The organism is Streptomyces flavotricini (assembly GCF_020639365.1).
GTDB classification, from domain to species: Bacteria; Actinomycetota; Actinomycetes; order Streptomycetales; family Streptomycetaceae; genus Streptomyces; species Streptomyces flavotricini.
In genome coordinates, this window is record NZ_JAINUL010000001.1 from 1,784,541 (window position 1) to 1,806,936 (window position 22,396).

At 72.9% G+C, this 22,396-nt stretch carries 20 protein-coding genes; 9 read left to right on the forward strand and 11 right to left on the reverse strand.

Annotated features, from left to right (window positions below; genetic code table 11):
• A complete protein-coding gene (locus K7B10_RS08335; RefSeq protein WP_030862095.1) occupies positions 1 to 705 on the reverse strand; it encodes a succinate dehydrogenase in 705 nt (234 codons plus the stop codon).
• Positions 706 to 799: 94 nt separating this feature from the next.
• Here K7B10_RS08335 and K7B10_RS08340 point away from each other — a divergent pair, with 94 nt between their 5' ends.
• Complete coding sequence (locus K7B10_RS08340; protein ID WP_229335340.1) at positions 800 to 1,678, forward strand: LysR family transcriptional regulator; 879 nt, start codon at positions 800 to 802, stop codon at positions 1,676 to 1,678.
• A 171-nt stretch (positions 1,679 to 1,849) separates the two neighbouring features.
• Here K7B10_RS08340 and K7B10_RS08345 read toward each other — a convergent pair whose 3' ends face one another.
• Positions 1,850 to 2,494, reverse strand: a complete 645-nt coding sequence (locus tag K7B10_RS08345) for a TetR/AcrR family transcriptional regulator (RefSeq protein ID WP_229335341.1) — start codon at positions 2,492 to 2,494, stop codon at positions 1,850 to 1,852.
• A 105-nt stretch (positions 2,495 to 2,599) separates the two neighbouring features.
• On the opposite strand from K7B10_RS08345, the gene K7B10_RS08350 reads away from it, so the two are divergent.
• Positions 2,600 to 3,730, forward strand: a complete 1,131-nt coding sequence (locus tag K7B10_RS08350) for an FAD-dependent monooxygenase (protein WP_229335342.1) — start codon at positions 2,600 to 2,602, stop codon at positions 3,728 to 3,730.
• Positions 3,731 to 3,782: 52 nt separating this feature from the next.
• On the opposite strand, the gene K7B10_RS08355 is transcribed toward K7B10_RS08350, so the two are convergent.
• A complete protein-coding gene (locus K7B10_RS08355) occupies positions 3,783 to 5,954 on the reverse strand; it encodes a putative bifunctional diguanylate cyclase/phosphodiesterase (protein ID WP_308284683.1) in 2,172 nt (723 codons plus the stop codon).
• Between the two features lie 107 nt (positions 5,955 to 6,061).
• Positions 6,062 to 6,892, reverse strand: coding sequence for an SAM-dependent methyltransferase (locus tag K7B10_RS08360; protein WP_229335344.1), 831 nt, complete (start codon positions 6,890 to 6,892; stop codon positions 6,062 to 6,064).
• A gap of 839 nt (positions 6,893 to 7,731) precedes the next feature.
• Between K7B10_RS08360 and K7B10_RS08370 the strand changes: the two genes are divergently transcribed.
• The 3 genes from K7B10_RS08370 (at position 7,732) to K7B10_RS08380 (ending at position 9,519) form a co-directional block, all read left to right on the forward strand.
• On the forward strand, positions 7,732 to 7,911 hold the full coding sequence (locus K7B10_RS08370; RefSeq protein ID WP_229335346.1) for a hypothetical protein: 180 nt from the start codon (positions 7,732 to 7,734) through the stop codon (positions 7,909 to 7,911).
• A gap of 78 nt (positions 7,912 to 7,989) precedes the next feature.
• Complete coding sequence (locus K7B10_RS08375; protein ID WP_229335348.1) at positions 7,990 to 8,760, forward strand: bestrophin-like domain; 771 nt, start codon at positions 7,990 to 7,992, stop codon at positions 8,758 to 8,760.
• A 180-nt stretch (positions 8,761 to 8,940) separates the two neighbouring features.
• On the forward strand, positions 8,941 to 9,519 hold the full coding sequence (locus K7B10_RS08380; protein WP_229335349.1) for a hypothetical protein: 579 nt from the start codon (positions 8,941 to 8,943) through the stop codon (positions 9,517 to 9,519).
• A gap of 161 nt (positions 9,520 to 9,680) precedes the next feature.
• Here the strand turns inward: K7B10_RS08380 and K7B10_RS08385 are convergent, their stop codons facing one another.
• Positions 9,681 to 10,238, reverse strand: coding sequence for a hypothetical protein (locus K7B10_RS08385; protein ID WP_229335350.1), 558 nt, complete (start codon positions 10,236 to 10,238; stop codon positions 9,681 to 9,683).
• Between the two features lie 355 nt (positions 10,239 to 10,593).
• Here K7B10_RS08385 and K7B10_RS08390 point away from each other — a divergent pair, with 355 nt between their 5' ends.
• Positions 10,594 to 11,289, forward strand: a complete 696-nt coding sequence (locus K7B10_RS08390; RefSeq protein ID WP_229335351.1) for a class F sortase — start codon at positions 10,594 to 10,596, stop codon at positions 11,287 to 11,289.
• Positions 11,290 to 11,354: 65 nt separating this feature from the next.
• On the opposite strand, the gene K7B10_RS08395 is transcribed toward K7B10_RS08390, so the two are convergent.
• Both K7B10_RS08395 and lysX read right to left on the reverse strand, forming a co-directional pair.
• A complete protein-coding gene (locus tag K7B10_RS08395) occupies positions 11,355 to 12,284 on the reverse strand; it encodes a polysaccharide deacetylase family protein (RefSeq protein ID WP_229335352.1) in 930 nt (309 codons plus the stop codon).
• A gap of 70 nt (positions 12,285 to 12,354) precedes the next feature.
• Positions 12,355 to 15,660 carry a bifunctional lysylphosphatidylglycerol synthetase/lysine--tRNA ligase LysX gene (gene lysX, locus K7B10_RS08400; protein ID WP_229335353.1) on the reverse strand — a complete coding sequence of 1,102 codons (3,306 nt, stop codon included), beginning with the start codon at positions 15,658 to 15,660 and terminating at the stop codon, positions 12,355 to 12,357.
• A 59-nt stretch (positions 15,661 to 15,719) separates the two neighbouring features.
• Between lysX and K7B10_RS08405 the strand changes: the two genes are divergently transcribed.
• On the forward strand, positions 15,720 to 16,181 hold the full coding sequence (locus tag K7B10_RS08405) for a universal stress protein (RefSeq protein WP_229335354.1): 462 nt from the start codon (positions 15,720 to 15,722) through the stop codon (positions 16,179 to 16,181).
• A 25-nt stretch (positions 16,182 to 16,206) separates the two neighbouring features.
• Here K7B10_RS08405 and K7B10_RS08410 read toward each other — a convergent pair whose 3' ends face one another.
• On the reverse strand, positions 16,207 to 17,421 hold the full coding sequence (locus tag K7B10_RS08410) for a CapA family protein (protein WP_229335355.1): 1,215 nt from the start codon (positions 17,419 to 17,421) through the stop codon (positions 16,207 to 16,209).
• A gap of 284 nt (positions 17,422 to 17,705) precedes the next feature.
• On the opposite strand from K7B10_RS08410, the gene K7B10_RS08415 reads away from it, so the two are divergent.
• Complete coding sequence (locus tag K7B10_RS08415) at positions 17,706 to 18,245, forward strand: sigma-70 family RNA polymerase sigma factor (protein ID WP_229335357.1); 540 nt, start codon at positions 17,706 to 17,708, stop codon at positions 18,243 to 18,245.
• Between the two features lie 201 nt (positions 18,246 to 18,446).
• Positions 18,447 to 18,911: a hypothetical protein gene (locus tag K7B10_RS08420; RefSeq protein WP_229344853.1), complete on the forward strand. Its 465-nt coding sequence runs from the start codon at positions 18,447 to 18,449 to the stop codon at positions 18,909 to 18,911.
• Positions 18,912 to 18,951: 40 nt separating this feature from the next.
• Here the strand turns inward: K7B10_RS08420 and K7B10_RS08425 are convergent, their stop codons facing one another.
• Genes K7B10_RS08425 through K7B10_RS08435 form a run of 3 tightly spaced genes read right to left on the reverse strand, consistent with a single transcriptional unit; the run spans position 18,952 to position 22,394 of the window.
• The gene (locus tag K7B10_RS08425; protein WP_229335359.1) at positions 18,952 to 19,395 is read right to left on the reverse strand and encodes a hypothetical protein; all 444 of its coding nucleotides are present in this window, start codon (positions 19,393 to 19,395) and stop codon (positions 18,952 to 18,954) included.
• 26 nt (positions 19,396 to 19,421) lie between these two features.
• Positions 19,422 to 20,282, reverse strand: coding sequence for an Fpg/Nei family DNA glycosylase (locus tag K7B10_RS08430; RefSeq protein ID WP_229335361.1), 861 nt, complete (start codon positions 20,280 to 20,282; stop codon positions 19,422 to 19,424).
• A gap of 48 nt (positions 20,283 to 20,330) precedes the next feature.
• Positions 20,331 to 22,394 (reverse strand): SpoIIE family protein phosphatase, encoded by a 2,064-nt coding sequence (locus K7B10_RS08435; protein WP_229335362.1) that lies wholly within the window; start codon positions 22,392 to 22,394, stop codon positions 20,331 to 20,333.
• Between the last annotated feature and the right edge of the window lie 2 nt (positions 22,395 to 22,396).

A 22,396-nucleotide genomic window follows, 5' to 3' on the forward strand; every position in this document is an offset into this window, starting at 1 on the left:
TCAGCTCACCACTCCGGTCATGACGGCGACGGGCACGGAGACGAAGCCCGTGAAGAGGACGAGGGCGAGGGCGTTGGCCAGGAACTTCAGGGCCCGGTCGCGGCGGGCGTTGCCCGCGCCGAGGGTCTGGGCGGCGCTCCAGAAGCCGTGCCGGACGTGCAGGCCGACGGCGGCCATCGCCACGATGTAGATCGTGTTCCCGTACCAGGTGGAGAAGGTGGCGAGGACGTTCTGGTAGGGGTGGCCGGCCCACGCGCGCTCGTTGACGGTGAGCGTGGTGAGGTCGAGCAGGTGCCAGACGATGAACAGGGCGAGGATGATGCCGCCCCAGCGCATGGTGCGGGTGGCGTAGCTCGCGCGGCGGCGCTTGTGCGCGTACTTGACCGGGCGGGCCTTGATGTCCCGGCGGCTGAGCTGGTACGCGGACACGGCGTGGCCGACGACCGCGGCGAGGAGCACCACGCGCACGATCCACAGGGCCCACTCGTGGTGGAGGAAGGGCGAGCCGAGAGTGCGCAGCCAGTGGGCGTAGCCGTTGAACTCGTCCGCCCCGAAGAAGATCTTGAGGTTGCCGAGCATGTGGACCACCAGGTATCCGAGCATGATCAGCCCGGACACCGCCATCACGGACTTCTTGCCGACGGTGGAGTCCCAGAGCGTGCGCGTGGTGGACGGCCGTCGGCCCGTCCGCGTTGCCAGAGCCATGCCACCGACGGTAAGGACCAAAGTCCCCAGAGGTCCAAGACATGATGGCGCTTATGTCAATAGGGGTTGCCTATGGGCGGCGTATCCTGGGGCGATGCAGTTCCAGCAGCTCCTGTACTTCGTGGCCGTCGCCGAAACCCGTCACTTCAGCCGGGCCGCGGAGCGGGTGCACGTCGCCCAGCCGTCCCTGTCACAGCAGATCAAGTCGCTGGAACGGGAGCTGGGGGCGGAGCTGTTCAGCCGGGCGCGGGGGAACATCGCACTGACCGACGCGGGCGAGGCGCTGCTGCCGCTGGCCCGGCGGATCCTGGCGGACGCGGACACGGCGCGGCTGGAGGTGCAGGAGCTGGCGCAGCTGCGGCGAGGGCGGGTCCGGCTGGGGGCGACGCCGAGCGTGTGCACGGGCCTGCTGCCCGGTGTGCTGCGCGCCTTCCACACCGCGCATCCGGGCATCGAGCTGCTGATCGAGGAGAGCGGCTCGCTGGACCTGGTACGGGAACTGGCGCGCGGGGCCCTGGACCTGGCGCTCATCGCGCTTCCGCTGCCGCCTTCGGCCCCGGCGCTGACCACGGTGGAGCTGCTGACGGAGGACCTGGTGGTGGTTTCGTCGGCGGAGCTGCCGCCGCCGGCGGGCGGCGGGCCGCTCACGGTGTCCGCGCTGCGGGACGAGCCGATGGTGATGTTCCGCCACGGCTACGACCTGCGGGACCTGACGGTGGCCGCCTGCCGGGCGGAGGGCTTCGAGCCGGTGTTCACCGTGGAGGGCGGGGAGATGGACGCGGTGCTGGGCTTCGTGCGCGCGGGACTCGGCGTGGCGGTGGTCCCGGCGATGGTCGTCGACCACGGCGGCCCGGGGCTGCGCGCCACCCCGCTGGCGGGCTCTCCGCTGCGCCGCACCATCGCCCTGGCGCACCGCACGGACGTCGCTCCCCCGCGCGCGGCCCGCGAGCTGAAGCGCGTCCTGCTGGGCTGACCCCGCCGCGCCCCTCGCGGGCACCACCGGCGGGGGCGGGGGCGGCAAGGTCGGGGCGCTCCGTGCGGGGCGGCGGGGGCGGGCATGCACTCGGCATGGGGCGGGCGCGGCCAGGGGCACGGGGCGGGGCGGCCGGAGCACGGGACGGCCCGGGCGGAGGCCGCTCGCCCGTCAGCCCGCGCCTGCGGGAAGGGCCTGGTCGAGCCCGTCGGCCAGCATCGCGAAGGCCTGGTCGGCATCGGCCACGGCGGCCGGATGGGCCTCGTCGGCACTCTGGCCGGCGGCCATGCGGAGGTAGTTCTCCCGGCCCAGCTCGTGGCGGACCGCCACCAGGTGCATCGCGGCCAGCCGCGCGGCGAGCGGCCGGACCGACTCCGCTTCGAGCACGGCGGCCAGCAGCTCCACCTCGCGGTCGGTGTAGTGGGACATCCGGCTCTCCAGGCTGGCGGTGGAGTAGAGGAGCCGCTGGAACGCGACCACCCCGGGATGGTCGCAGAGCCCGGTGATCGGGTCCCGGTCGGCGAGGGCCGCCAGGAAATGCGCGTGCAGCGCGGCCACCGGCGTCCGCCCGGCGGGCCGGTCGCGCACGATGCGCGCCGCCTCGTCCTGGTGGTCGGCGAACCGGTCGAGGACCAGGTCCTCCTTGCTCGGGAAGTACCGGAAGAGGGTGGGCTTGGAGACCTCGGCCGCGGCGGCGACGTCCGCCACCGACACGGCATCGAAGCCCCGCTCCAGGAAGAGCTCCAGCGCCGTGGCGGCCAGCCGGCCGCGCGTGCGGAGCTTCTTGTTCTCGCGCAGACCCGTCGTGTTCTCCATGGCGCGAGCCTACCACAAATCCATGACCCGGTAACTTTCTTAACCGGGTTGCATTTTCCGCCGGGAGCCGCTTTCCTTGAGGCAGCGACGAGGAGAGGAACTCCGATGACCGACGTACTGACCGACGCGACGACCGGATCGCGGGCCGGATCGCGGGCCGGCGCACCGACCGACGTGCTGATCGTGGGCTCCGGCCCCACGGGGCTGACCCTGGCCTGCGACCTCGCCCTGCGCGGAGCCGTCGTCCGCGTCATCGACCAGCGCAGCGAGCCGCACCACGAGTCCCGCGGCAAGGGGCTCCGGCAGAGCAGCCTCGACGTCTTCCGGCGGCTCGGCGTGGCCGAGTCCCTGACCGCCATCGGCGACGGGGAGGTGGTCCTGCGCAAGTACTTCGACGGGGAGCACATCAACGACACCCCCGCGGGCGGCAACGGGATCCTGATAGGGCAGTGGCAGATCGAGGCGGCGCTGCGCGAGCGGCTCGCCGGGCTGGGCGTGACGGTGGAGTACGGTGCCCGGCTCGCCGACATCACCCAGGACGCGGCCGGGGTCCGGGCGGAGCTGGCGGACGGCGGCGTGATCGCGGCCCGCTACCTCGCCGGGTGCGACGGCGGGCGCAGCACCACCCGCAAGCTCCTCGGGATTCCGTTCGAGGGGAGCACGGAGGCGGAGCCCGCGATGGTGGTCGGGGATGTCCGGGCGCCCGGGCTCAGCCGGGACCACTGGCACCAGTGGTTCACCTCGGAGGGCGGCGGGACCATGCTCTGCCCCATGCCGGGAACGGACACCTTCCAGCTCCAGGCCTCCCCCGAGACGGACGGGCACGGCCGGCTGCTGCCGCCCTCGCTGGAGAGCTTCCAGCGGCTCTTCGACCGGCACGCCCGGATGCCCGAGATCCGGCTCACGGACGCCACCTGGCTCTCCACCTGGCGGGTCAACGTCCGCGTGGCCGGCCGCCTGCGCGAGGGCCGGGCCTTCCTCGCCGGGGACGCCGCGCACGTCCACCCCATAGCCGGCGGGCTCGGCATGAACACCGGCATCGAGGACGCGGCCGCCCTGGCGCGGACCCTCGGCGCCGCCCTCGCCGGGCAAAACGGGGAGGAGGTGCTCGACACGTACCAGTCCGAGCGGCTTCCGGCGGCCACCGAGGTGGTGGCCGATACGGCGCGCCGCTACGAGCGGGTCGTGGAGGCCGTCCGGACACCCGGGCGGGGGATCGAGGCCGGCCTGGAGTGACCGGGCCGGCGGGCCGGCACCGGGCCGGTGTCAGGCCTGCGCCGGGCCGGCGTCAGGAAGGCGTGGGCACGGCGTCCGAGAGCGAGAGGGTGTGGATGCGGTCGGGGGCGCCGGGGCGGGCGTAGTACCAGCCCTGGGCGGTGTCGCAGCCGAGGTCGCGGAGCTGGGCGGCCTGGGCGCCGGTCTCCACGCCCTCGACCGTGACCGCGAGTTCGAGGCTGTGGGCCAGGGCCACGATGCCCTCCACGATCTTGACGTCGACCGGGTTGGCGGGCTGCTGCTGCATCCCCTTGGTGAAGGAGCGGTCCAGCTTCAGGACGCTGACCGGGAGGCGGCGCAGGTTCGCCAGGTTCGAGTAGCCCGTGCCGAAGTCGTCGAGCGCGATGTCCACGCCGAGGGCCGCGAGCCGGCGCAGCGGTTCCAGGAGTTCGTCGTCGGCCCCGATCAGGGCCGATTCGGTGACCTCCAGGCACAGGGCGCCCGGGGCGAGGCCCGAGTTCTCCAGCACCGCGACGGTGTCGGCGACCAGGCCGGGGTGGTGCAGCTGGGTCGGCGAGAGGTTGACGTTGATCCGCAGGGCGGAGCCCCCGTGCTGGCGCTGCCAGTTGCGGGCCTGGCGGACGGCCTCCTCCAGGACCCAGCGGCCGAGCGGCACGATCAGCCCGGTCCGTTCGGCGAGCGGGATGAAGCGGTCCGGGCCCAGTACCCCGTACTGGGGGTGCGACCAGCGGACGAGGGCCTCGGCGCCGTGGACGCTGCCGTCGTGCAGGTGGACCAGCGGCTGGTACTCGATGAAGAACTCGCCGCGTTCCAATGCGGCCGGGAGGGCGTTGGTCAGGCCGTGCCGGGTGATGGCGCGGGCGTCGGCCTCGGCGTCGGCGAACTCGAAGCGGTTGCCGCCGGCCGCCTTGGCCCGGTACATCGTGATGTCGGCGCTGCGCAGCACCTCCGCGGCGGTGCGCTCGCGGGCCGGACCCTCCACGATGCCGATGCTGCCGCGGACCGACAGCTCGCGGCCCTCGATCCGGATGGGCACCGACAGTGCGGACAGGATCCGGACGGCGAGTTCGGTCACCTTCTCCTCGGTGTCCGAGCCGGTGGTCAGCGCCACGAACTCGTCGCCGCCCAGTCGGGCGACGACCTCGCCGGGACCGGTCGCGCAGCTCTGCAGCCGGTCGGCGACCTCCACCAGGAGCCGGTCCCCCGCCGAGTGGCCGAGGCTGTCGTTGACGGCCTTGAACCCGTCGAGGTCCAGGTAACAGAGGCCGAAGCGGCTGCCGCCGGACCCGCTCAGGGCCTTCTCCAGGCGTTCGAAGAAGAGCGTCCGGTTCGGCAGCCCGGTCAGGGCGTCGTGGGTGGCCTCGTAGCGCAGGCGCAGGTTCAGCAGGCGGCGTTCGGTGGTGTCCTCCATCAGCGCCAGCTGGTACTGGGGCACGCCCTCGGCGTCGCGCAGCAGCGACACCGTCAGGTTGGTCCACAGCACGGTCCCGTCGTGGCGGTAGTACGGCTTCTCCACGCGGTAGCTCTCGCGCTCGCCACGGACGAGTTCGCCGTACATCCGCCAGACGTGCGGGGCGTCGTCGGGGTGGCCCCACTCGCTGACGTTGCGGCCCCGCATGTGCCCGTGCATCCCGCCGAACATCTGCAGCAGCGCGTCGTTGACCTCGAGGATGTTGCCTTCGAGGTCGGCGATCCCGATGCCGACGGCCGCGCCCTCGAAGACCGCCTTGAAGCGCTCCTCGCTGGCGTGCAGGGCCTGCTGGGCGTCGATGCGGGCGGTCAGCGCGGAGCGGGCGATGGCCTCCTGCTCCTTGAGGGTGCGCTCGCGCAGGGCGCGGGCGAAGCCCGCCGCTATCCCGTGCTGGAGCCGGGCGCAGCGGGAGCGGTACTCCTCGGTGCCCTCCACCCCGACGCCGTCGGGGCCGCAGTAGAGCACGAGGTACGACTCGACCACGCCGAGCGTGCCGGCCAGGGCCTCCGGGTCGGTGCAGTGCACGGCGACGAGTTCGGCGCCCACCCGCTGGGCGACGCCCGCGTCGAAGGGCCGGGCGTGCAGGGCCTCGGCGAGGGTCCGGGCGAGCGGTATGAGGTGCTGCTCGAACTCGACACGGGTCAGCGAGGTCGCGGTGACGGGGAAGATCGCCCGTCCCCAGATGGTCGCGAAGCGCCCGATCCGGTCCTCCAGCCCGCTCCGCAGCGCGGCCGGGCCCGGGCTCGCCGACAGGCCCGCCGGAGTCGGCGGGCCTGTGGGAGGGGCGGTGGACTGCGCCGTCTGAGCGGGCCCCTCGTTCTTCGGGGTCGGTGTGCCGGAGGGCACCGCGGCCGTGGATCTCACGCCTTGCGTCCCACTCCGCCGAAGCCCGAGAAGGCGTACGGGTCCTCGGGCGCCTCGCCGTCCTCCGGGTCCTCGGTGCCCTCGGGCTGCCACAGCGGCATGAACACGACGCCGGGTTCGACGAGCTCGAAGCCGTCGAAGAAGCGGCCGATCTGCTCGCCGCTGCGCATGACGAGCGGGTTGCGGATGTCCCGGTAGACGCCGACGGTACCGCTCGCGACCTCCTGGGAGAGCGGGATCCCCTCGTAGGAGGCGTGCGTGACCACCAGGAGGCTGCCGGGGGCCAGCGCGTCGCGCAGCTCGGCGACGGCGGCGTACGGGTCGTCCGAGTCCTCCAGGAAGTGCAGGACGGCGACGAGCAGCAGGGCTACCGGGCGTTCGAGGTCGAGCAGCTGCGCGACCTCGGGGGCGGCGAGGATGTCCTGCGGCTTGCGCAGGTCGGCGGCGACGATGCCGCTGCGCTCGTCGCCGCCGAGGACGGCCCGGCTGTGCGCGACGGCGACCGGGTCGTGGTCCACGTAGACCACGCGGGCCTCGGGGCTGGCTGCCTGGGCGATCTCGTGGACGTTGCCGAAGGTCGGGATGCCGGAGCCGATGTCGAGGAACTGGGTGACGCCCTGGGCCACGGCGTAGCGGACGGCGCGGCGCATGAAGGCCCGGTTGGCCTGCATGATCTTGGGCAGGCCCGGCAGGAACTCCATGGCGCGGCGGGCGGCCTGGCGGTCGACCTCGAAGTTGTGGGAGCCGCCCAGGTAGTAGTCGTAGATGCGGGACACGCTCGGCACCGATATGTCGATACCTGGCGGGGCCCAGGCGGGGCGCTCCATCGGGGTCTCCAAGCCGTAGTCCTGCGCGGTCGTCCGGGATCGGACGCCTGTCCGAGCCGAATGTACTGATCATTGCCCAACGGAGCGAGCAAAAGCGGAAATTGGTGATCCGTTCTTCATCACACACCAAAGGCCTCCAAGGCCCCTCCCGCAGCGAATGACCGAAACCGACAAGTCGCTTTTGGGAATGCGCAGGTAGATGATCGGAATTCTTCATTCCGTGGCTCAAACCTCTACGGTCTTCGCATCACCCATTCAGGCGAACCACAGCCCGGCTCCGCGTGCGCGGGCGCACGTGAGCCCATGCTCCCCGGGTGAACAGAGCCCGTACCAGACGCCTGCTGGTGGTCCCGGTCCTGCTGTGGGCGGCGCTGTCCGCCACACCGGCCGTGGCTGATAGCAGCGCCTCCACGACGATCGACGCCGGGGACGGCGCGAACGCCGTCTGGCTGGTCGCGACCGCCGGAAGCGGCGCGGCAGCGAGCGGCCGGGGTGGCGGACATCACGGCGACGACCACGGAAACGGCCACGGGAACGGCCGGGGAAACGGCCGCGGCCCGGGCCACGGGAACGGCCACGGAGGCCACCACGGACACGGCGGACACCACTGCCCGCCGCCTCCTCCCCCGCCGTGCCCGCCGAAGCCGACCCCCACCCCGACTCCCACACCGACACCGACACCGACACCACCGCCGCCCCCGACGCCGAAGCCGCCAGCGCCGAAGCCGACTCCGCCGCCTCCGCCCGCGCCGCCACCCCCGCCCCCTCCGCAGGCGAAGCCGCAGCCGAGGCCGCCGGTGCCGGCCCCGCCGAAGCCGGTGGCGCCGCCCCCGCTCCAAGTGAAGCTGCCCGCACCCGTGGTGACACCGCCGCCCCCGCCCCCGAAGAAGCCGGTGGCGAGGCCGGCCTACCGCACGGCTGCCGCGAAGCGGCCCGAGCACCACATCTCACCGGTGACCTTCACCTTGATGACCGCGGCTCCCGCTGTGCTCGCGATCGTCGCGCTGCGCCCGCGCTAGGGGGACGGCACGACCTGGAGGCGGCCCTGCCCGGCCGCTGCCCCGCACACCACCTTCGTGACCCGATTGGGAGTCGTCTTGTCGGAATGGCTCGTCCTGACCCTCGCGATGGCCGCGGCATGCGCCGTGGTGCTGTCCATCACCTTCTTCAACCACCGGAGGATCGGTGACGACGACGATCCCAACGAGACCCCGGACGTCATCGAGTACATGACGATGATGATCGGCGTGATCTACGCGATCGTGCTGGGCCTGGCCATCGCCGGTGTCTGGGAGGGCCGCGGGGCCGCCCAGGAGTACGTGCGCCAGGAGGCGCAGGCCCTCCACGAGATCAGCGTCCGCTCGGAGGTCTACCCGGCGGACGTGCGCAAGAAGATCCGCTCCGATGTCGACGCGTACGTGACGTACGTGGTGGACACCGAATGGAAGCAGATGGCCGACCACGGCGATCTCACCGACCACAGCGGGGAACTGCTGGAGCGCATCCGCCGGGACGTCACGGACTACGAACCGCAGACCGACCACGAGGGGCAGGCGTACCAGCCGCTGGTGGACCAGGTCGCGCTGGTGGACGACGCGCGCAGCGCCCGCGGCCAGAGCGCCGGGGCGACGATGCCGGGGGTGGTGTGGTTCGGGCTGATCGCCGGGGCGCTCGTGACGGTGGGCCTGGTCTTCACCCTGCAGATCCGCCGCTCGTTCCGGGAACTGCTGCTGGCGGGCCTGTTCAGCGCGCTGATCGCGTTCCTGCTGTTCCTGATCTGGGACTTCGACGCGCCGTTCGGCCGGGGCGTCGCGGCGACCGCGGAACCGTTCCTCGCCCAGTTCCCGCATCTGCCGCTCGGCGGCTGAACGCCCGGCAAACCGGGGACGGGTCTCCCGTCCCCGGTTCGGCCTACCCCCGTGCCCCATTCGCCCGTTCCTGATCGCGGGTCACCGCGCCCGGACCTAGCGTGTCGGACATCGAGGCGCACGACCCCCCACGTGCGGAAACCGTTCCGCGGCTGCTCCTCGGAGATCCGGAGATCAACCATGGGTGCGATACGCAGCAACGCCACCGCCCTGCTGAGCGCCGGCGCCATGAGCGCCGTACTCGCGCTCGGCGCCCTCGGCGCGCCCTCCGCGGCCGCGGCCGAGGCCCAGCCCATCACCTCGTTCGGCTTCGCCCTGACCCCGTCCACGGTCGCCCCGGGCGGCCAGACGGTGCTCTCCGTCACCGGCTGCAACGCCGCCTACGCCACCGTCTCCTCCGGAGTCTTCGACACCGTGAGCGTCGCGCGCGGCCAGACCGCCCGGGTGACCGTGGACCGCGACGCCCGGCGCGGAGCCGTGTACTCCGTCTCCTTCACCTGCAACGGGGAGACCGGTTCGGCGGACCTCACCATCACCGGTGGCACCACCAAGCCCACCACCAGCTCCACCTCCACCTCCACGTCGACGGCCGCCTCCGCGGCCACCCGGGGTGCTTCCCTCGGCGTCCGCGGCGGTCTGGGCGGCAGCGTGGCCGGGATGGATCCCCGGGAGCTCGGCGCGGGCGCCGCCCTCTTCCTGGCGGCCGCCGGCGGTACGGCGTACGCACTGCGCCGCCGCGCCTCCACCCGCGGCCACTGACCGGCCCCGCCGGCCACGTGCGGCAGCACACCGCGCAGCCCCACACCCACACCCCAGAGCACCGACCGCCGGTCGCCCCGAATCCTGATCAGGATTCGGGGCGACCGGCGGTTCCCGGGGCACTGCGGCGTGCGAAGGGCTCGACCGGGCGGGCCCGGCCGTCAGGCCCGCCCGCGCAGCGGACGGCGCCGGCGCATCACGTGCACGCCCGCGCCCAGGGCCGCGGCGCCGACCAGGCTCGACCCGATGGCGGTCTCGGCGGTGGACGGGCCGAACGAGCCGCCGATACCGCCCTGTGCGCCTCTGCCCCGCAGGATGGTGAACCGGTGGGTGGCGACCAGACTGTTGTCGTGGCACTTGACCGACAGCGTGTGGTTGCCGGGCGAGGCGTGGTTGAAGATCCGGACGCTGGCGAAGCCGATGGAGCCGGCCGACAGGTTCGTCTGGGGAAAGTTGCCGGCCGACCAGACGGTGCCGCCGTGGCGGCAGCCGGCCGCGCTGACCTGCATCATCGAGCCCTGGTGCACGGAGTACGGGTTGACGGTGACGTTGCTGGGCCCGTTGCCGTTGTTGCCCCCGTTGCCGCCCTGGCCCGACGGGGATCCGCCCAACGGGGCTCCGCCCAGGGGGTCCGACGGGTTCGCGGCGGCGAACGGGGTACTGAGCCCGACGGCGACGACAGCCGCCGCGGCCACGGTGAGGGCGCGGAGAACACGCATGGTGGAACCTCCAGCGGGAAGCGCCCCGGAGCGGTCGCCCGGGAAGATCGACGAGAACGCCTCCCACGACGAACCCTCAGGGCGGGTCGCAACCAGCGCATTTCCGGCTTTGGGCCGCAAGGTTGAGCGACACGCCGAGGCGTGCGCGGCTCGGCTGACGGATCCGCAGGTCACGACCCGTCAGGCATTTATGTGACGAATACCTGGATGGGCGCACCCCTTCCGGCCGTGCCGCCACCCGTTCGCCCTTCACCGATCGCCGTCTTGCGCACGCAGCCTTAGCGTGCGTGAGGAAGGGCGTACAGGGGTGGGACAAGAACGCGGGTCGGGACCCCCGCGTCGGGAAGGGAGAGCCATGACCGAGGACGAGAGCGAGCAGCCACCGAGAAGACGATCCCCCTGGGGCGTGCTCGCACTGGTCATGCTCAGCGGCCTCGCCATGATGCGCAACGGAGCCGACATCGGCGACGGGCCGCCGCAGCCGACGGCCGCGGCGGCGGTCGGGGTGCCGGCCGAGCAGCTGCCGGCGAATCCGCCGGCGCAGGGTGAACAGCCGATGCAGCAGGCCCAGCCGCGCCCGGAGGTGGCACCGCTGGACCACTCGTCGGTGCAGCGCATCCGCATCCCCAACATCAAGGTGGACGCGCCGGTGATGACGGTCGGGCTGGACGCGCAGGGCTGGATCGAGGCCCCGCCGCCGCAGGACCCGAATCTGGCCGGCTGGTACCTCAACGGCATCTCGCCGGGCCAGCGCGGTTCGGCGGTGATCGTGGGCCACGTGGACAACGCGAGCGGCCCGGCGGTCTTCTACGGCCTGGGCTCGCTGCGCAAGGGCAACCACATCGAGGTGGAGCGGTACGACGGACGCACGGCGGTGTTCGAGGTGTACGGCGTGGAGGTCTTCTCGAAGGAGACGTTCCCCGGAGCCCGGGTGTACGGGGACAACGGGCGCGCGGAGCTGCGGGTGATCACCTGTGGGGGCGGCTACTCCAAGGCCCGGGGCTACGACGGCAACGTCGTCGTCTTCGCCCGGATGGTGGAGGCCCGCTGAAGAGCGGGCCCGCCGCCGCGCGGACCCGCCCGAACCCCGCCCCGCCCCGCCGAGGAGGAGTCTCCTCAGCGGGGCGGCAGTGCGGGAAGCGTCATCCGGTAGCCCCGGGACAGCAGTTGGGGCAGGTAGGTGCTCACCGCCTGCACGCTCTGCGAGCGGTCGCCGCCCGCGTCGTGGTTGAGCACGATGACGCCGGGCGCCGCACCCTTGAGGACGTTCGAGACGATCGTGGTGGTGCCCGGCTCCTTCCAGTCCAGGGTGTCCACCGTCCAGGCGAGCGGCTCCATGCCCAGCTCGGCCCCGATCTCGAACGCCGCCCGGTTCCAGGCCCCGTACGGCGCCCGGAACCACTGCGGCGCCTCCCCCACCGCCTGCTGCACGACCTCGCTCGTGCGGGCGATCTCGGAGGCGAGGGCGGGCCGGCTCAGCGTGGGGATGAGCGGATGGGTCCAGGTGTGGTTGCCGATGACGTGGCCCTCGGCGGCCATCCGGCGCAGCAGGTCCCGGTTGTCGGTGGCCATCTCCCCGCACACGAAGAACATGGCGCGCACCCCGTACCGGGCGAGGGTGTCGAGGATGGCGGGCGTGTACCGCGGGTCGGGCCCGTCGTCGAAGGTGAGCACCATGGCGCTCGCCGTGCTCGCGTCGGCCGGCAGTTCGAGGATGGGCCGGGTCCGTACGGCGGGCCGCGCGGCGGGCGGCCGCAGCGGGGTCTCGGCGGTCATGGGGCTCAGCCGGTACGCAGCCTGCCCGGGCGCCTGCGGTCGCAGGGCGCGGACTCCGCCCGGTCCGGCGGCTCCGCCGGGTCCGGGCGGCCCGGCTGCCGGGCCGCCGGAGGCGGCGCCGAGGCCGGCGCCGGGTGCACCGCCCGCCCCGTTCTGGCCGGGCGCTGCGGTCTCTCCGCCGGTGAGCAGTCCGGAGGCAGCGGCGACTCCGAGGAAGACGGCGGTACGCAGGAGCACGCGTCGCCCTACTGTCGGCTCGTCATTTTTCATTATTACTACGTATCAACGACATCCCCGCAGATGTCGAGAGGCGCGGACGCGCGCCCTCCCCCTCACCCGATCAGCCGCGCCGCACCAGGGGGAACGGCAGCGTCTCGCGGATCGTGAGGCCGGTGAGGAACATGACCAGCCGGTCCACGCCGATGCCCAGGCCGCCGGTCGGCGGCATCGCGTACTCCAGCGCGTCCAGGAAGTCGTTGTCGAGCTCCATGGCCTCCGGGTCTCCGCCCGCCGCGAGCAGCGACTGGGCGGTGAGCCGTCGCCGCTGCTCCACCGGGTCGGTCAGCTCCGAGTAGGCGGTGCCCAGTTCGGTCCCGAAGGCGACGAGGTCCCAGCGCTCGGCGAGGCGCGGGTCCTTGCGGTGCTGCCGGGTCAGCGGGGAGACGTCGGTGGGGAAGTCCTTGTAGAAGGTGGGCAGCCCGGTCTTCTCCTCCACCAGCCGCTCGTACATCTCCAGCACCACGTCCCCGCGGGTGTTCTCGGGTGTGTGCGGGACGGCGGCCCGGTCGCAGAGCCGCCTGAGCACGTGCTCCTCGGTGTCGGCGCCGACCTCCTCTCCGAGCGCCTCGCTGATCGCCCCGTACATCGTCTTGACCGGCCAGAGCCCGGAGATGTCGTGGACGACGAGCTTTCCGTCCGGGCCCGCCCTGTGGGCGACGGGCGAGCCGAAGGCAGCGGTCGCCGCGCCCTGGATGAGCTCGCGCGTCAGGTCGAGCATCACGTCGTAGTCGGCGAAGGCCTGGTAGGCCTCCAGCATCGTGAACTCGGGGTTGTGCTTGTGGGAGACGCCCTCGTTGCGGAAGGTGCGGCCCATCTCGAAGACCTTCTCCAGGCCGCCGACGCACAGCCGCTTCAGGTACAGCTCGGGCGCGATGCGCAGGTACAGGTCGAGGTCGTAGGCGTTGATGTGGGTCCGGAAGGGCCGGGCGTTGGCCCCGCCGTGGATCTGCTGGAGCATCGGGGTCTCGACCTCCAGGTAGCCGCGGTCCAGCAGCCCCTGGCGCAGCGCCTGGACGGCCGCGGAGCGGGCCCGTACGACGTCCCGCGCCTCGGGGCTCGCGACCAGGTCGAGGTAGCGGCGCCGGACGCGCGCCTCGGGGTCGGCGAGACCCTTGCGCTTGTCCGGCAGCGGGCGCAGGCATTTGCCGGTGAGCTGCCAGGAGGAGACCACGAGCGAGGGCTCGCCGCTGCGGCTGGCGCCGGTCTCGCCGCTCGCGACCACGTGGTCGCCGAAGTCGATCTGGGAGGTGAAGGAGTCCAGTACGGCGGCGCCGCTCTCGTCGCGGGTGAGCATCAGCTGCATGTCCCCGGACCAGTCGCGCAGGACGGCGAAGACCACGCCGCCGAGGTCGCGTACGAGCATCACCCGGCCGGCGAGCGTGGCCTGCTCCCCGGAGCGGGCGCCGGGCGCCTGCCCGGGCAGGGCGGCCAGCAGCCCGGCCACGGTGTGGGTGCGCTGGCGGATGCCCACGGGGTACGGGTCGGTGCCGGCCGCCCGGATCCGCTCCATCTTGTCGTGGCGGACGCGGACTTGGTCGGGCAGGCGCTCGGCCCGTGCGGCCGTCTCGTCCTGGCCGCCGACGAGGTCGAGGCCGAGGGAGTCGATGGGGGGCAGTCCCTCGGTGCTGGTGGGGGCGATGAGCCCCTTGGCGTGCCCGTTGCCCCACAGTTTGCGCAGGCTCGGTACGGAGACGAAGCCCTCGGCGATGCCGGAGGCGAGGCTGACCCGGGCGAGCGAGCCGGCGTCCTGGTAGCAGAGGAACCGCGGGTACCACTGGGGCCCGTACTTGACGTTCGAGCGGTACAGGGCCTCCAGCTGCCACCAGCGGGAGAAGAACAGCAGCAGTTTGCGCCACAGCTTGAGCACCGGCCCGGCGCCGATCCGGCCGCCCTCCTCGAAGGCGGAGCGGAAGACGGCGAAGTTCAGGGAGATCCGCCGTACGCCCAGGCCCGGCGCGGCGGCGCAGAGCTCGGCGACCATGAACTCCATGACCCCGTTGGGGGCGGTGCGGTCGCGGCGCATCAGGTCCAGGGAGATGCCGTCCTTGCCCCACGGGACGAAGGACAGCAGGGCGATCAGCTCGCCCTGTGCGTCGAAGGCCTCGACGAGCAGGCAGTCCCCGTCGGCGGGGTCGCCGAGCCGGTCCAGCGCCATGGAGAACCCGCGCTCGGTCTCGGTGTCGCGCCAGGTGTCGGCACGCTCGATGATCCGCTGCATCTCCTCCTCGCTGAGAGCGGAGTGACGGCGGATGAGGGTGGTGGCCCCGGTGCGCTTGACGCGGTTGACGGCCTGGCGGGTGACGCGCATGTCGCGGCCGTCGAGGTCGAAGTGGGCGACCTGCAGGATCGCCTCGTCGCCGAGCTGGAGGGCGCCGAGCCCGGAGCGGGCGTACGCGGTGGCCCCCTCCTCGGAGGCGCCCATGACGGCCGGCTGCCAGCCGTGGCGGCGTGCGACGGTGAGCCAGGCGTCGACGGCGGCGGACCAGGCGGCGGGGTCGCCAACCGGGTCGCCGCTGGCGAGGCAGACCCCGGCCTCGACGCGGTAGGTGACGCCGGCCCTGCCGTTGGGGGCGAACACGACGGCCTTGTCGCGGCGGGTGGCGAAGTAGCCGAGGGAGTCTCCCCGGCCGTAGGCGCCGAGCAGGGCCCGGATGCGGGGCTCCTCGTCCCCGTGCAGGGCGGCGGTCAGCCGCTGCGAGCGGAACAGGGTCGAGGCGGCGTTCAGCAGGGCGAGGGCGCCGAACAGGCCGAGGAAGAAGTACAGCGGGCGGGGCGGGTGACCGTCGAACTGGCGGGGCGAGACGAGACCGCCGAAGACCTGCCGGGCGGCCCAGTCCAGCCACTGCCCCTTGGGCAGGGTGCCGGGGAACAGGGCGACCAGTCCCCAGCCGACGAGCACCGCCACGAGCAGCCCGAGGCCCAGGACGAGCATCGCGCGCCAGAAGGCGCCGGGCCGGGAGGCGGCGTAGAACTCCTTGCGGGCGGCGATCAGGATCCCGAGGGCGGCCACGGCGAGGGCCATCGAGGGCCCGCCGATCCAGTAGTACTCGTCGGCGATGATCAGGACGTCGACCAGGACGAGCAGGGCCAGATAGGTGACGACGATCCACCAGGCGACCTTCTTGCGGGTGCCGAGCGCGGCGGCGAGCAGGAAGAGGAAGACCGCGTAGGCAAGGTTGGCGCTGACCGGCACCACGATCTCGTCGAGGAAGCGCACGACGTGCCGGAGCAGGTGCCGCAGCGTCGGGGAGAGCGCCAGTACGGCGCACAGGAGTCCGAGCGTTCCGAAGAACGCGGCGAACGCGTCGGGCACCCGGTTCAGGAAGCGGTTCCGGGTGCCCCGGGTCTCCTCCACGGTGGCACTCATGGTTCGCACTGTAGGGAGGCCCGCGCCGCCGCGCGCGGCGAAGGACATACCGTGGGGAGGTGACTGAGCACGTGAACACGGGATTCGAACGCGGTACCGACGGCCCCAAGGTGATCCTCGCGGGGGTGGACGGCTCGGAGTCCTCGCTGCGGGCGGCGGCGTACGCGGCGGGTCTGGCCCGGCGGCAGCACGCGCTGCTGGCGCTCGTGTACGTCCAGCCGGTGATGCCGGCCGGGGCCTCGCTGGGCGCGCCGGTGGCCGACACCACCGGGGAGATCGCGGAGGGTCTGGTCGCCGAGATCCGGGAGGCGGCGGAGCGGGTCAGGGGCGTCTACGAGGTGCGCTGGCAGTTCCACACCTTCCGCGGCGACCCGTACGCGGGCCTGGTGAGCGCGGCGGACGAGCTGAAGGCGGACGCGGTGGTGGTCGGCGCCTCGGAGCAGGCCGGGCACAGGATCGTCGGCTCGGTGGCGGTCCGCCTGGTCAAGGCGGGCCGCTGGCCGGTCACGGTGGTTCCGTGACCGGAGCGTTCTGACGGCGGGGCGGCTACTTCGCCATCGTCAGGCCGTCCTTGGCCGCGCCGCGGCTGAGGACGGCCTCGCTGACGGCGTCCCGCGCGGTCTCGTACTCCTCGTCGCCGGGGTCCTGGGCGAGGGCGGCGGGCAGGTTGACGACCTTCCCGGCGGACAGGTCCATCATCTGCGGGATGAACTCGGCCTTGGTGACCTGCCAGCGCTGCCCCGCGGCGGCCGGCGGGACGAACGTGAAACGGCCGATCGAGCCGTAGTTGCCGCGCATGTCCCGCGCGCCGGAGTAGTTGAACATCTCACCGGCGACCTGGTCGCCCATGCCGTAGACGATCCACGTCCCGTTGACCTTCTCGTAGGCCTGCGGGATGTGCGCGTGCGTGCCCAGGATCATGTCGACGTCGGGGCGCCCGCCGCTCTGCGAGGCCGTCAGCTCCTTGCCGAGCGACAGCTGCTTCTCGTCCGGCTCGGTCTGCCATTCGGTGCCCCAGTGGACGCTGACCAGGACCACGTCCGCGCCGGCCTTCCGGGCGGCCCGCGCGTCCGCGATGATCTTGCCCTTCTCCATCAGGTTGACCGCCCAGGGCTGCCCCTCCGGCATCGGGTAGCCGTTCGTGTCGTAGGTGTACGCGAGGTGCGCGACCTTCGCGGAGCCCGCCGTGTACAGGGTGGGCGCGGCCGCCTCGGCCGCCGTACGGGCGGAACCGGCGTGCTTCAGCCCGGCGCGGTCGAACGTGTCGAGGGTGCGCTTCAGCCCCTCGGCCCCGGCGTCCAGGGTGTGGTTCGAGGCCGTGGAGCAGCCGTCGTACCCGGCGTCCTTGAGCCCGTCGGCCACGTCCGGCGGGGACTGGAAGGCCGGGTAGCCGGTGAACGGCCCGCCGTCCTCCCCGTACACGGTCTCCATGTGGCACAGGGCCAGGTCGGCCGCCGAGACCACCGGCTTGACCAGGGAGAACATCGGCCTGAAGTCGTGGCCGTCGCCGTCCGCGTCCGCCGCCGCCCGTTTGATGACCGAGTCGTGCGGCAGTACGTCGCCGGATGCGACCAGGGTGAAGCCCCTCGCGGAGCCTTCGGCCGGGGCCGAGTTCGCCCCGGAGCCGGTGGACGGCGACGGGGCGCGGGGCTCGCCGAGGCGGGCCGGCGCGGGATCCTTGCCGGAGGAACAGCCGGCGGCGGCCGCGGCCAGCAGGACAGCCGACAGGAGCGCGAGGGCCTGCCGGGTGCGCTTGGTCATCTGAGCCAGCTCTCATTAGTAGGACTATCTGACCATCTGTAATCCATGGGGCGAGATGTCACCAGTCGGCCGGCGGCTCCGGGGGATCTCGGGGGGCTGCGGGGCGCCCGACCTCGCCCGGGCGGCCGTTCGCCGCGCCGTTCGACCGTTCACCGCCGGGCACGGCCGCCCACCGGACGGCCCGGACGCTTGGGCGCAACGGCGGCACCGGACGGTTCCCGGGGCGCTCCGCGCAGGTGAGGGTGGGTGCGTCGGAGCCGAACGGACCCAGGAAGGAGCCACTCGTGCCCCTCTCCCCCACCCTCCTGCGCACGGACCCCGAGGCGCTGGCCGAACTCCAGCGCGACCACGGGCGGGCCCTGTTCGGCTTCCTGCTCGGGCTCACGGCCGGGGACTCGCAACGCGCCGAGGACCTCGTGCAGGAGACGCTGGTGCGTGCGTGGCAGCACCCCGAGGTGCTGCAGAGCGCTCACGACTCCATGCGGCCCTGGCTGTTCACGGTGGCGCGGCGGCTGGCGATCGACGCCCGGCGGGCACGGCTGTCCCGCCCGCAGGAGGTGGACCCGGAAGGGCTGGAGCAGGCGCCCGCGCCCGAGGACGCGGTGGCCGGCTCCGTCACGGCGATCGACGTCCGCCGGGCCGTGGGCTCCCTCGGGCCGGAGCACCGCGAGGTGCTGATGCAGGTCTACTTCCAGGACCGCTCGGTGGCCGAGGCGGCGGCGGAGCTCGGGATTCCGGCCGGAACCGTCAAGTCCCGTACGTACTACGCCCTGCGCGCCCTGAGGAAGGGCCTCCAGGGATACGGGTACGGCCTCGGCGCCTGAACGAACCGAATGCACGCGGATCGGACACAAAACGCATCGAAATCGGCCTCAGAGCGTTCAAGTTGGGTAAACATGCCACGTTCCGCGAGTCGCTCGGTGAAGGCTCATGGCTGACGACGGGAAGCTCGACGCGCGGGAGAAGGTGGAACGGTGCAGCCCGAGGGTACGAACGGCACCAGTGACGGCGGGCTCGCGGTGCCCATGGCATGGCTCTACGCGGAGTACATCGCCGACGAACTGCTGCGCACGGGCCGGCTGATCCCGGTCAGTACCCTGGAGTTCCGTGCCGGGCGGGACACGCTCGCGCTGACGATCTACCTCTCCGACGCGGCCGGCGAGCTCTCCGGGATCCGGGTGGTCTCGCAGCTCGACGAGTGGATGTCGCTCACGGCGTACGGGCACCCCTGGCGCGACTGGGTGGACACCCGGTTCCTCGCGCTGGGCGAGGAGGCCAGGGAGCGCGGCGGCGGCGAGGACCCGGACCTGGAGCTGGCCCGGGCGGCCTGGCACTGGCTGGACCGCACCGAACTGTTCGCCACCAACCTCGACCCGGGACGGGCCGGCCACGCCGGCAACCCGGCCGGGCTGGACGAGAACGCGCGGGTGTGGACCCCGGCCTGGCAGCTCGGCCTGCCGCTGGGGCACTTGGCGATGCACCTGTTCTGAGACGGACACCGGGCCGGGCGCCGGGGCTGCGGGGCCGGGGTCAGCCGGCCTGTCGACGGACGCTCGGCGCCTCGGCCGGATCCATCACCAGGCCGGTGAAATCGGCCTCGTTGCGCTCTGCCCGGGTGACGTACCACCGGGCGATCAGCCACATCACCGGGTAGGCCGCCAGGCCGAGCGCCACCCAGGCCAGCGGCCCCGACTCCGCGCGCGACAGCGTGAACAGCACCGGCAGCGTCCCGACGAGCAGGGCGAGGGCGCCCAGCGCGCCGAGTCCGGCCCGCAACTGACTGCGCATCAGGGCCCGGACGTACGTGGCGCCCAGGGTGGTCTGCTCGGAGATCTCCGAGCGGGCCGGGGTGTGTGCCGGCGGGCGGCTCCGGGTGCCGCGCGGCACGCCCGTGACGACCTCGCGGCGGGGCGACGGCGGCGGCTGCGGGCGCGCGCGGGGCTGCTGCGGGCGCGGCTGCTGCTGGTCGGCCATGGGGCCGGAGTCTACGCAGGCGGAGGTCATTTGAGGAGACGGGAGAGCCTGCGGTCGGCGAGCGGCTTGCCGCCCGTCTGGCAGGTCGGGCAGTACTGGAGCGAGGAGTCGGCGAAGGACACCGAGCGCACGGTGTCCCCGCACACCGGGCAGGGCTCCCCGTCCCGGCCGTGCACGCGCAGCCCGCTCTTCTTCTCGGCCTTCAGGTTGCCTGCGGCCACGCCGTGCGCACGCTCGACGGCCTCGCGCAGGGTCCGCCGGACGGCCTCGTACAGGTGGGTGACCTGCTCCTCGTCGAAGGAGGCGGCCAGCTTGAACGGCGAGACCTTCGCCGCGTGCAGGATCTCGTCGCTGTACGCGTTCCCGATGCCCGCGATGACGCTCTGGTCGCGCAGCACCCCCTTGATCTGCCGGCGCTCCCCCGCGAGGAGCGCGGCGAACGCGGCCCGGTCGAACCCGTCGGCGAGCGGGTCCGGTCCGAGGCGGGCGATGCCGGGCACCTCCTGCGGGTCGCGTACGACGTACACCGCGAGGCGCTTTTGCGTCCCGGCCTCGGTGAGGTCGAAGCCCGCGCCCCCTTCCAGGGCGACGCGGAGCGCGAGCGGGCCCTTGCCGGGACGCGGCGGCTTGTCGGGCAGGGCGTCCTGCCATCGGAGCCAGCCGGCCCGGGCCAGGTGGGTGACGAGGTGGAGCTCGCCGATCCGGATCGCCAGGAACTTCCCGTGGCGGGCGGTGACCCCCGCCCGCTGCCCTTCGAGGGCGCCGAGCGGCGGGTCGTACGTCTTGAGCACGCTGACGGCGAGCGGGAGGACTCGCTCCACCACCCGCCCGGCGAGGTTCTCGTCGAGGAACTCCCGCAGGGCCTCGACCTCGGGCAGCTCGGGCATACCCCCACCCTCCCCCGCGACCCCCGCCCCGGCCACCCGGGCGCGGGGTCAGGACATCACGAACTCGCACCAGACGCATTTGCCGCTGCCCCGGGGCTCCACTCCCCAGACGTCCGCCAGGCGGTCCACCAGCATCAGGCCACGGCCCGATACGCCGGACTCACCCGCTTCGCGCCGGCGCGGGAGGGCGCTGGAACGGTCCGCCACCTCGACGCGCAGGCGCCGCTGCGGGCCCGTCAGCACCCGCAGGGTCACGATGGCGGGGCCGTCCGTGTGCATCAGGGCGTTCACGATGAGCTCGTCCGCGACGAGTTCGATCTCATCGGCCCGTTCCCGCGCACCCCACGCCCGCACCGCCGCGCCGATCATGTGGCGGGCCGCGACCAGGGCTTCCGGGTCTCCCGGGGCCACGTGCTGCTGGAGACGGCCGCCGCCCTGCGGAACGTCCTCCGCCTGGCGGCGCAGCAGGAGCAGCGCCATGTCGTCGTCGCCGCCGCGCTCGTCGATCACCCCGCACAGCCGGTCCGCCAGCCGCCCGAGGTCCGCCGGCCCGCTCCGGATGAGCTCGGTGAGCAGCTGGATCCCGTCGTCGAGGTCCGCGCCCGGGTGCTCCACGAGGCCGTCCGTGCACAGGACGAGCGTTTCCCCCGGATCCAGTTCCACGGTGGTCACGGGGTACTCCAGGCGGCCGAACTCCGCCGACAGGCTCAGCGGCATCCCGCCCTCCACCGGGAGGCGCCGGCAGTCCCCGTCCCGGGTCCGCAGGAGCGGGTCGATGTGCCCGGCGCGGACCACTTGCAGGACGCCCGTGGAGAGGTCGGCCTCGACGTACGTGCAGGTCGCGAAGCGGTCGGTGTCCAGCTCGTGGAGGAAGACGGAGGCACGCGCCATGACCGTGCCCGGCGCGTGCCCTTCGGCGGCGTACGCGCGCAGCACGATCCGCAGCTGGCCCATGACCGCCGCCGCGTGCGTGTCGTGGCCCTGGACGTCGCCGATGACGGCCCCGACCCGGCCGCCGGGCAGCGGGATGACGTCGTACCAGTCGCCGCCGATGTCCTGGCCCATCCGGGCGGAGCGGTACCGTACGGCGATCTCCGCGCCCGGCACCGACGGGATCCGGCGCGGGAGCATCGCCTGCTGCAGGCCCTCCGCCAGATCGTGCTCCTGCTCCAGCAGCATCGCCCGCTGGAGGCTCTGCGCGATGCTGCTGCCCAGCGCGATCAGCAGGTTCCGCTCGTCCTGGGTGAAGCCGTCCTTGTCCTGGTAGAGCAGGCCGATCGCGCCGATCGGGCGGGCCTGGGCGATCAGCGGCAGGTACGCGGCCGCCGAGATGTCCATGGACGAGATCTTCGACCAGAGTTCGGGATAGCCCTCGGCGAACTCCTTGGCAGAGTCGAGGAAGCGCGGCTGCAGCGAGCGGACGACCTCGCTCATCGGGTACTGCTCGTCGATCCGGGTGTACCGGGTGCCCGGTACGAAACTGTCGGCCGGCCCCTCGGCCACGAGGTGGATCCGCCCGGCCTCGACCAGCCCCATCACCATGCCCATCGAGCCGAGCCGCTCCAGGCCGTGGGCGTCGCCGATGACGTCGATGACGTCCCGTACGGTCCTGGCGTGCGCGAGGGCGGCCGTGGTGCTCTCGACCACCGAGGTCTGGCGGCGGCGCTCCTCGTCGAGGCCGAGGCGTTCCGCCGAGTGGCTGAGCTCCTCGGTGGCGTCGCGGACGATGCCGATGATCCGGAACGGGCGGCCGTCGGAGCCGCGCATGACACGGCCCTGGGTGTGCGTCCAGCGCAGCTGCCCGTCCTGGGTGCGGATCCGGAAGTACGCGCCGTAGCTGTCGTCACCGCTCTTGAGGACGCTGGAGACGAGGGCGTCGAGCCGCGCCGCCTCGTCGGGCGGGACGCGCGGGCCGAGGGATTCGGGCCGGCCGTCGTATTCCCCGGGCGTCATGTCGTACACCTCGAGGGCCGCTGCGTCCATGTGCAGGAGACCGGTCTCCAGGTCCCAGTCGAAACTGCCCATGCGGTTCAGCGAGAGCGACCGGTCCGGGTGTGCGGGCCAGTCGTCCGGCAGCGATACGGTGGTCGGCACCGATCCACCATGACACACGG

Excerpts from the sequence above, each read along its gene's own strand:
- K7B10_RS08335 (WP_030862095.1), bottom strand. The coding sequence starts at position 705 with ATGGCTCTGGCAACGCGGACGGGCCGACGGCCGTCCACCACGCGCACG.
- K7B10_RS08340 (WP_229335340.1), top strand. The coding sequence starts at position 800 with ATGCAGTTCCAGCAGCTCCTGTACTTCGTGGCCGTCGCCGAAACCCGT.
- K7B10_RS08345 (WP_229335341.1), bottom strand. The coding sequence starts at position 2,494 with ATGGAGAACACGACGGGTCTGCGCGAGAACAAGAAGCTCCGCACGCGC.
- K7B10_RS08350 (WP_229335342.1), top strand. The coding sequence starts at position 2,600 with ATGACCGACGTACTGACCGACGCGACGACCGGATCGCGGGCCGGATCG.
- K7B10_RS08360 (WP_229335344.1), bottom strand. The coding sequence starts at position 6,892 with ATGGAGCGCCCCGCCTGGGCCCCGCCAGGTATCGACATATCGGTGCCG.
- K7B10_RS08380 (WP_229335349.1), top strand. The coding sequence starts at position 8,941 with ATGGGTGCGATACGCAGCAACGCCACCGCCCTGCTGAGCGCCGGCGCC.
- K7B10_RS08385 (WP_229335350.1), bottom strand. The coding sequence starts at position 10,238 with ATGCGTGTTCTCCGCGCCCTCACCGTGGCCGCGGCGGCTGTCGTCGCC.
- K7B10_RS08390 (WP_229335351.1), top strand. The coding sequence starts at position 10,594 with ATGACCGAGGACGAGAGCGAGCAGCCACCGAGAAGACGATCCCCCTGG.
- K7B10_RS08395 (WP_229335352.1), bottom strand. The coding sequence starts at position 12,284 with ATGAAAAATGACGAGCCGACAGTAGGGCGACGCGTGCTCCTGCGTACC.
- lysX (WP_229335353.1), bottom strand. The coding sequence starts at position 15,660 with ATGAGTGCCACCGTGGAGGAGACCCGGGGCACCCGGAACCGCTTCCTG.
- K7B10_RS08410 (WP_229335355.1), bottom strand. The coding sequence starts at position 17,421 with ATGACCAAGCGCACCCGGCAGGCCCTCGCGCTCCTGTCGGCTGTCCTG.
- K7B10_RS08420 (WP_229344853.1), top strand. The coding sequence starts at position 18,447 with ATGGCATGGCTCTACGCGGAGTACATCGCCGACGAACTGCTGCGCACG.
- K7B10_RS08425 (WP_229335359.1), bottom strand. The coding sequence starts at position 19,395 with ATGGCCGACCAGCAGCAGCCGCGCCCGCAGCAGCCCCGCGCGCGCCCG.
- K7B10_RS08430 (WP_229335361.1), bottom strand. The coding sequence starts at position 20,282 with ATGCCCGAGCTGCCCGAGGTCGAGGCCCTGCGGGAGTTCCTCGACGAG.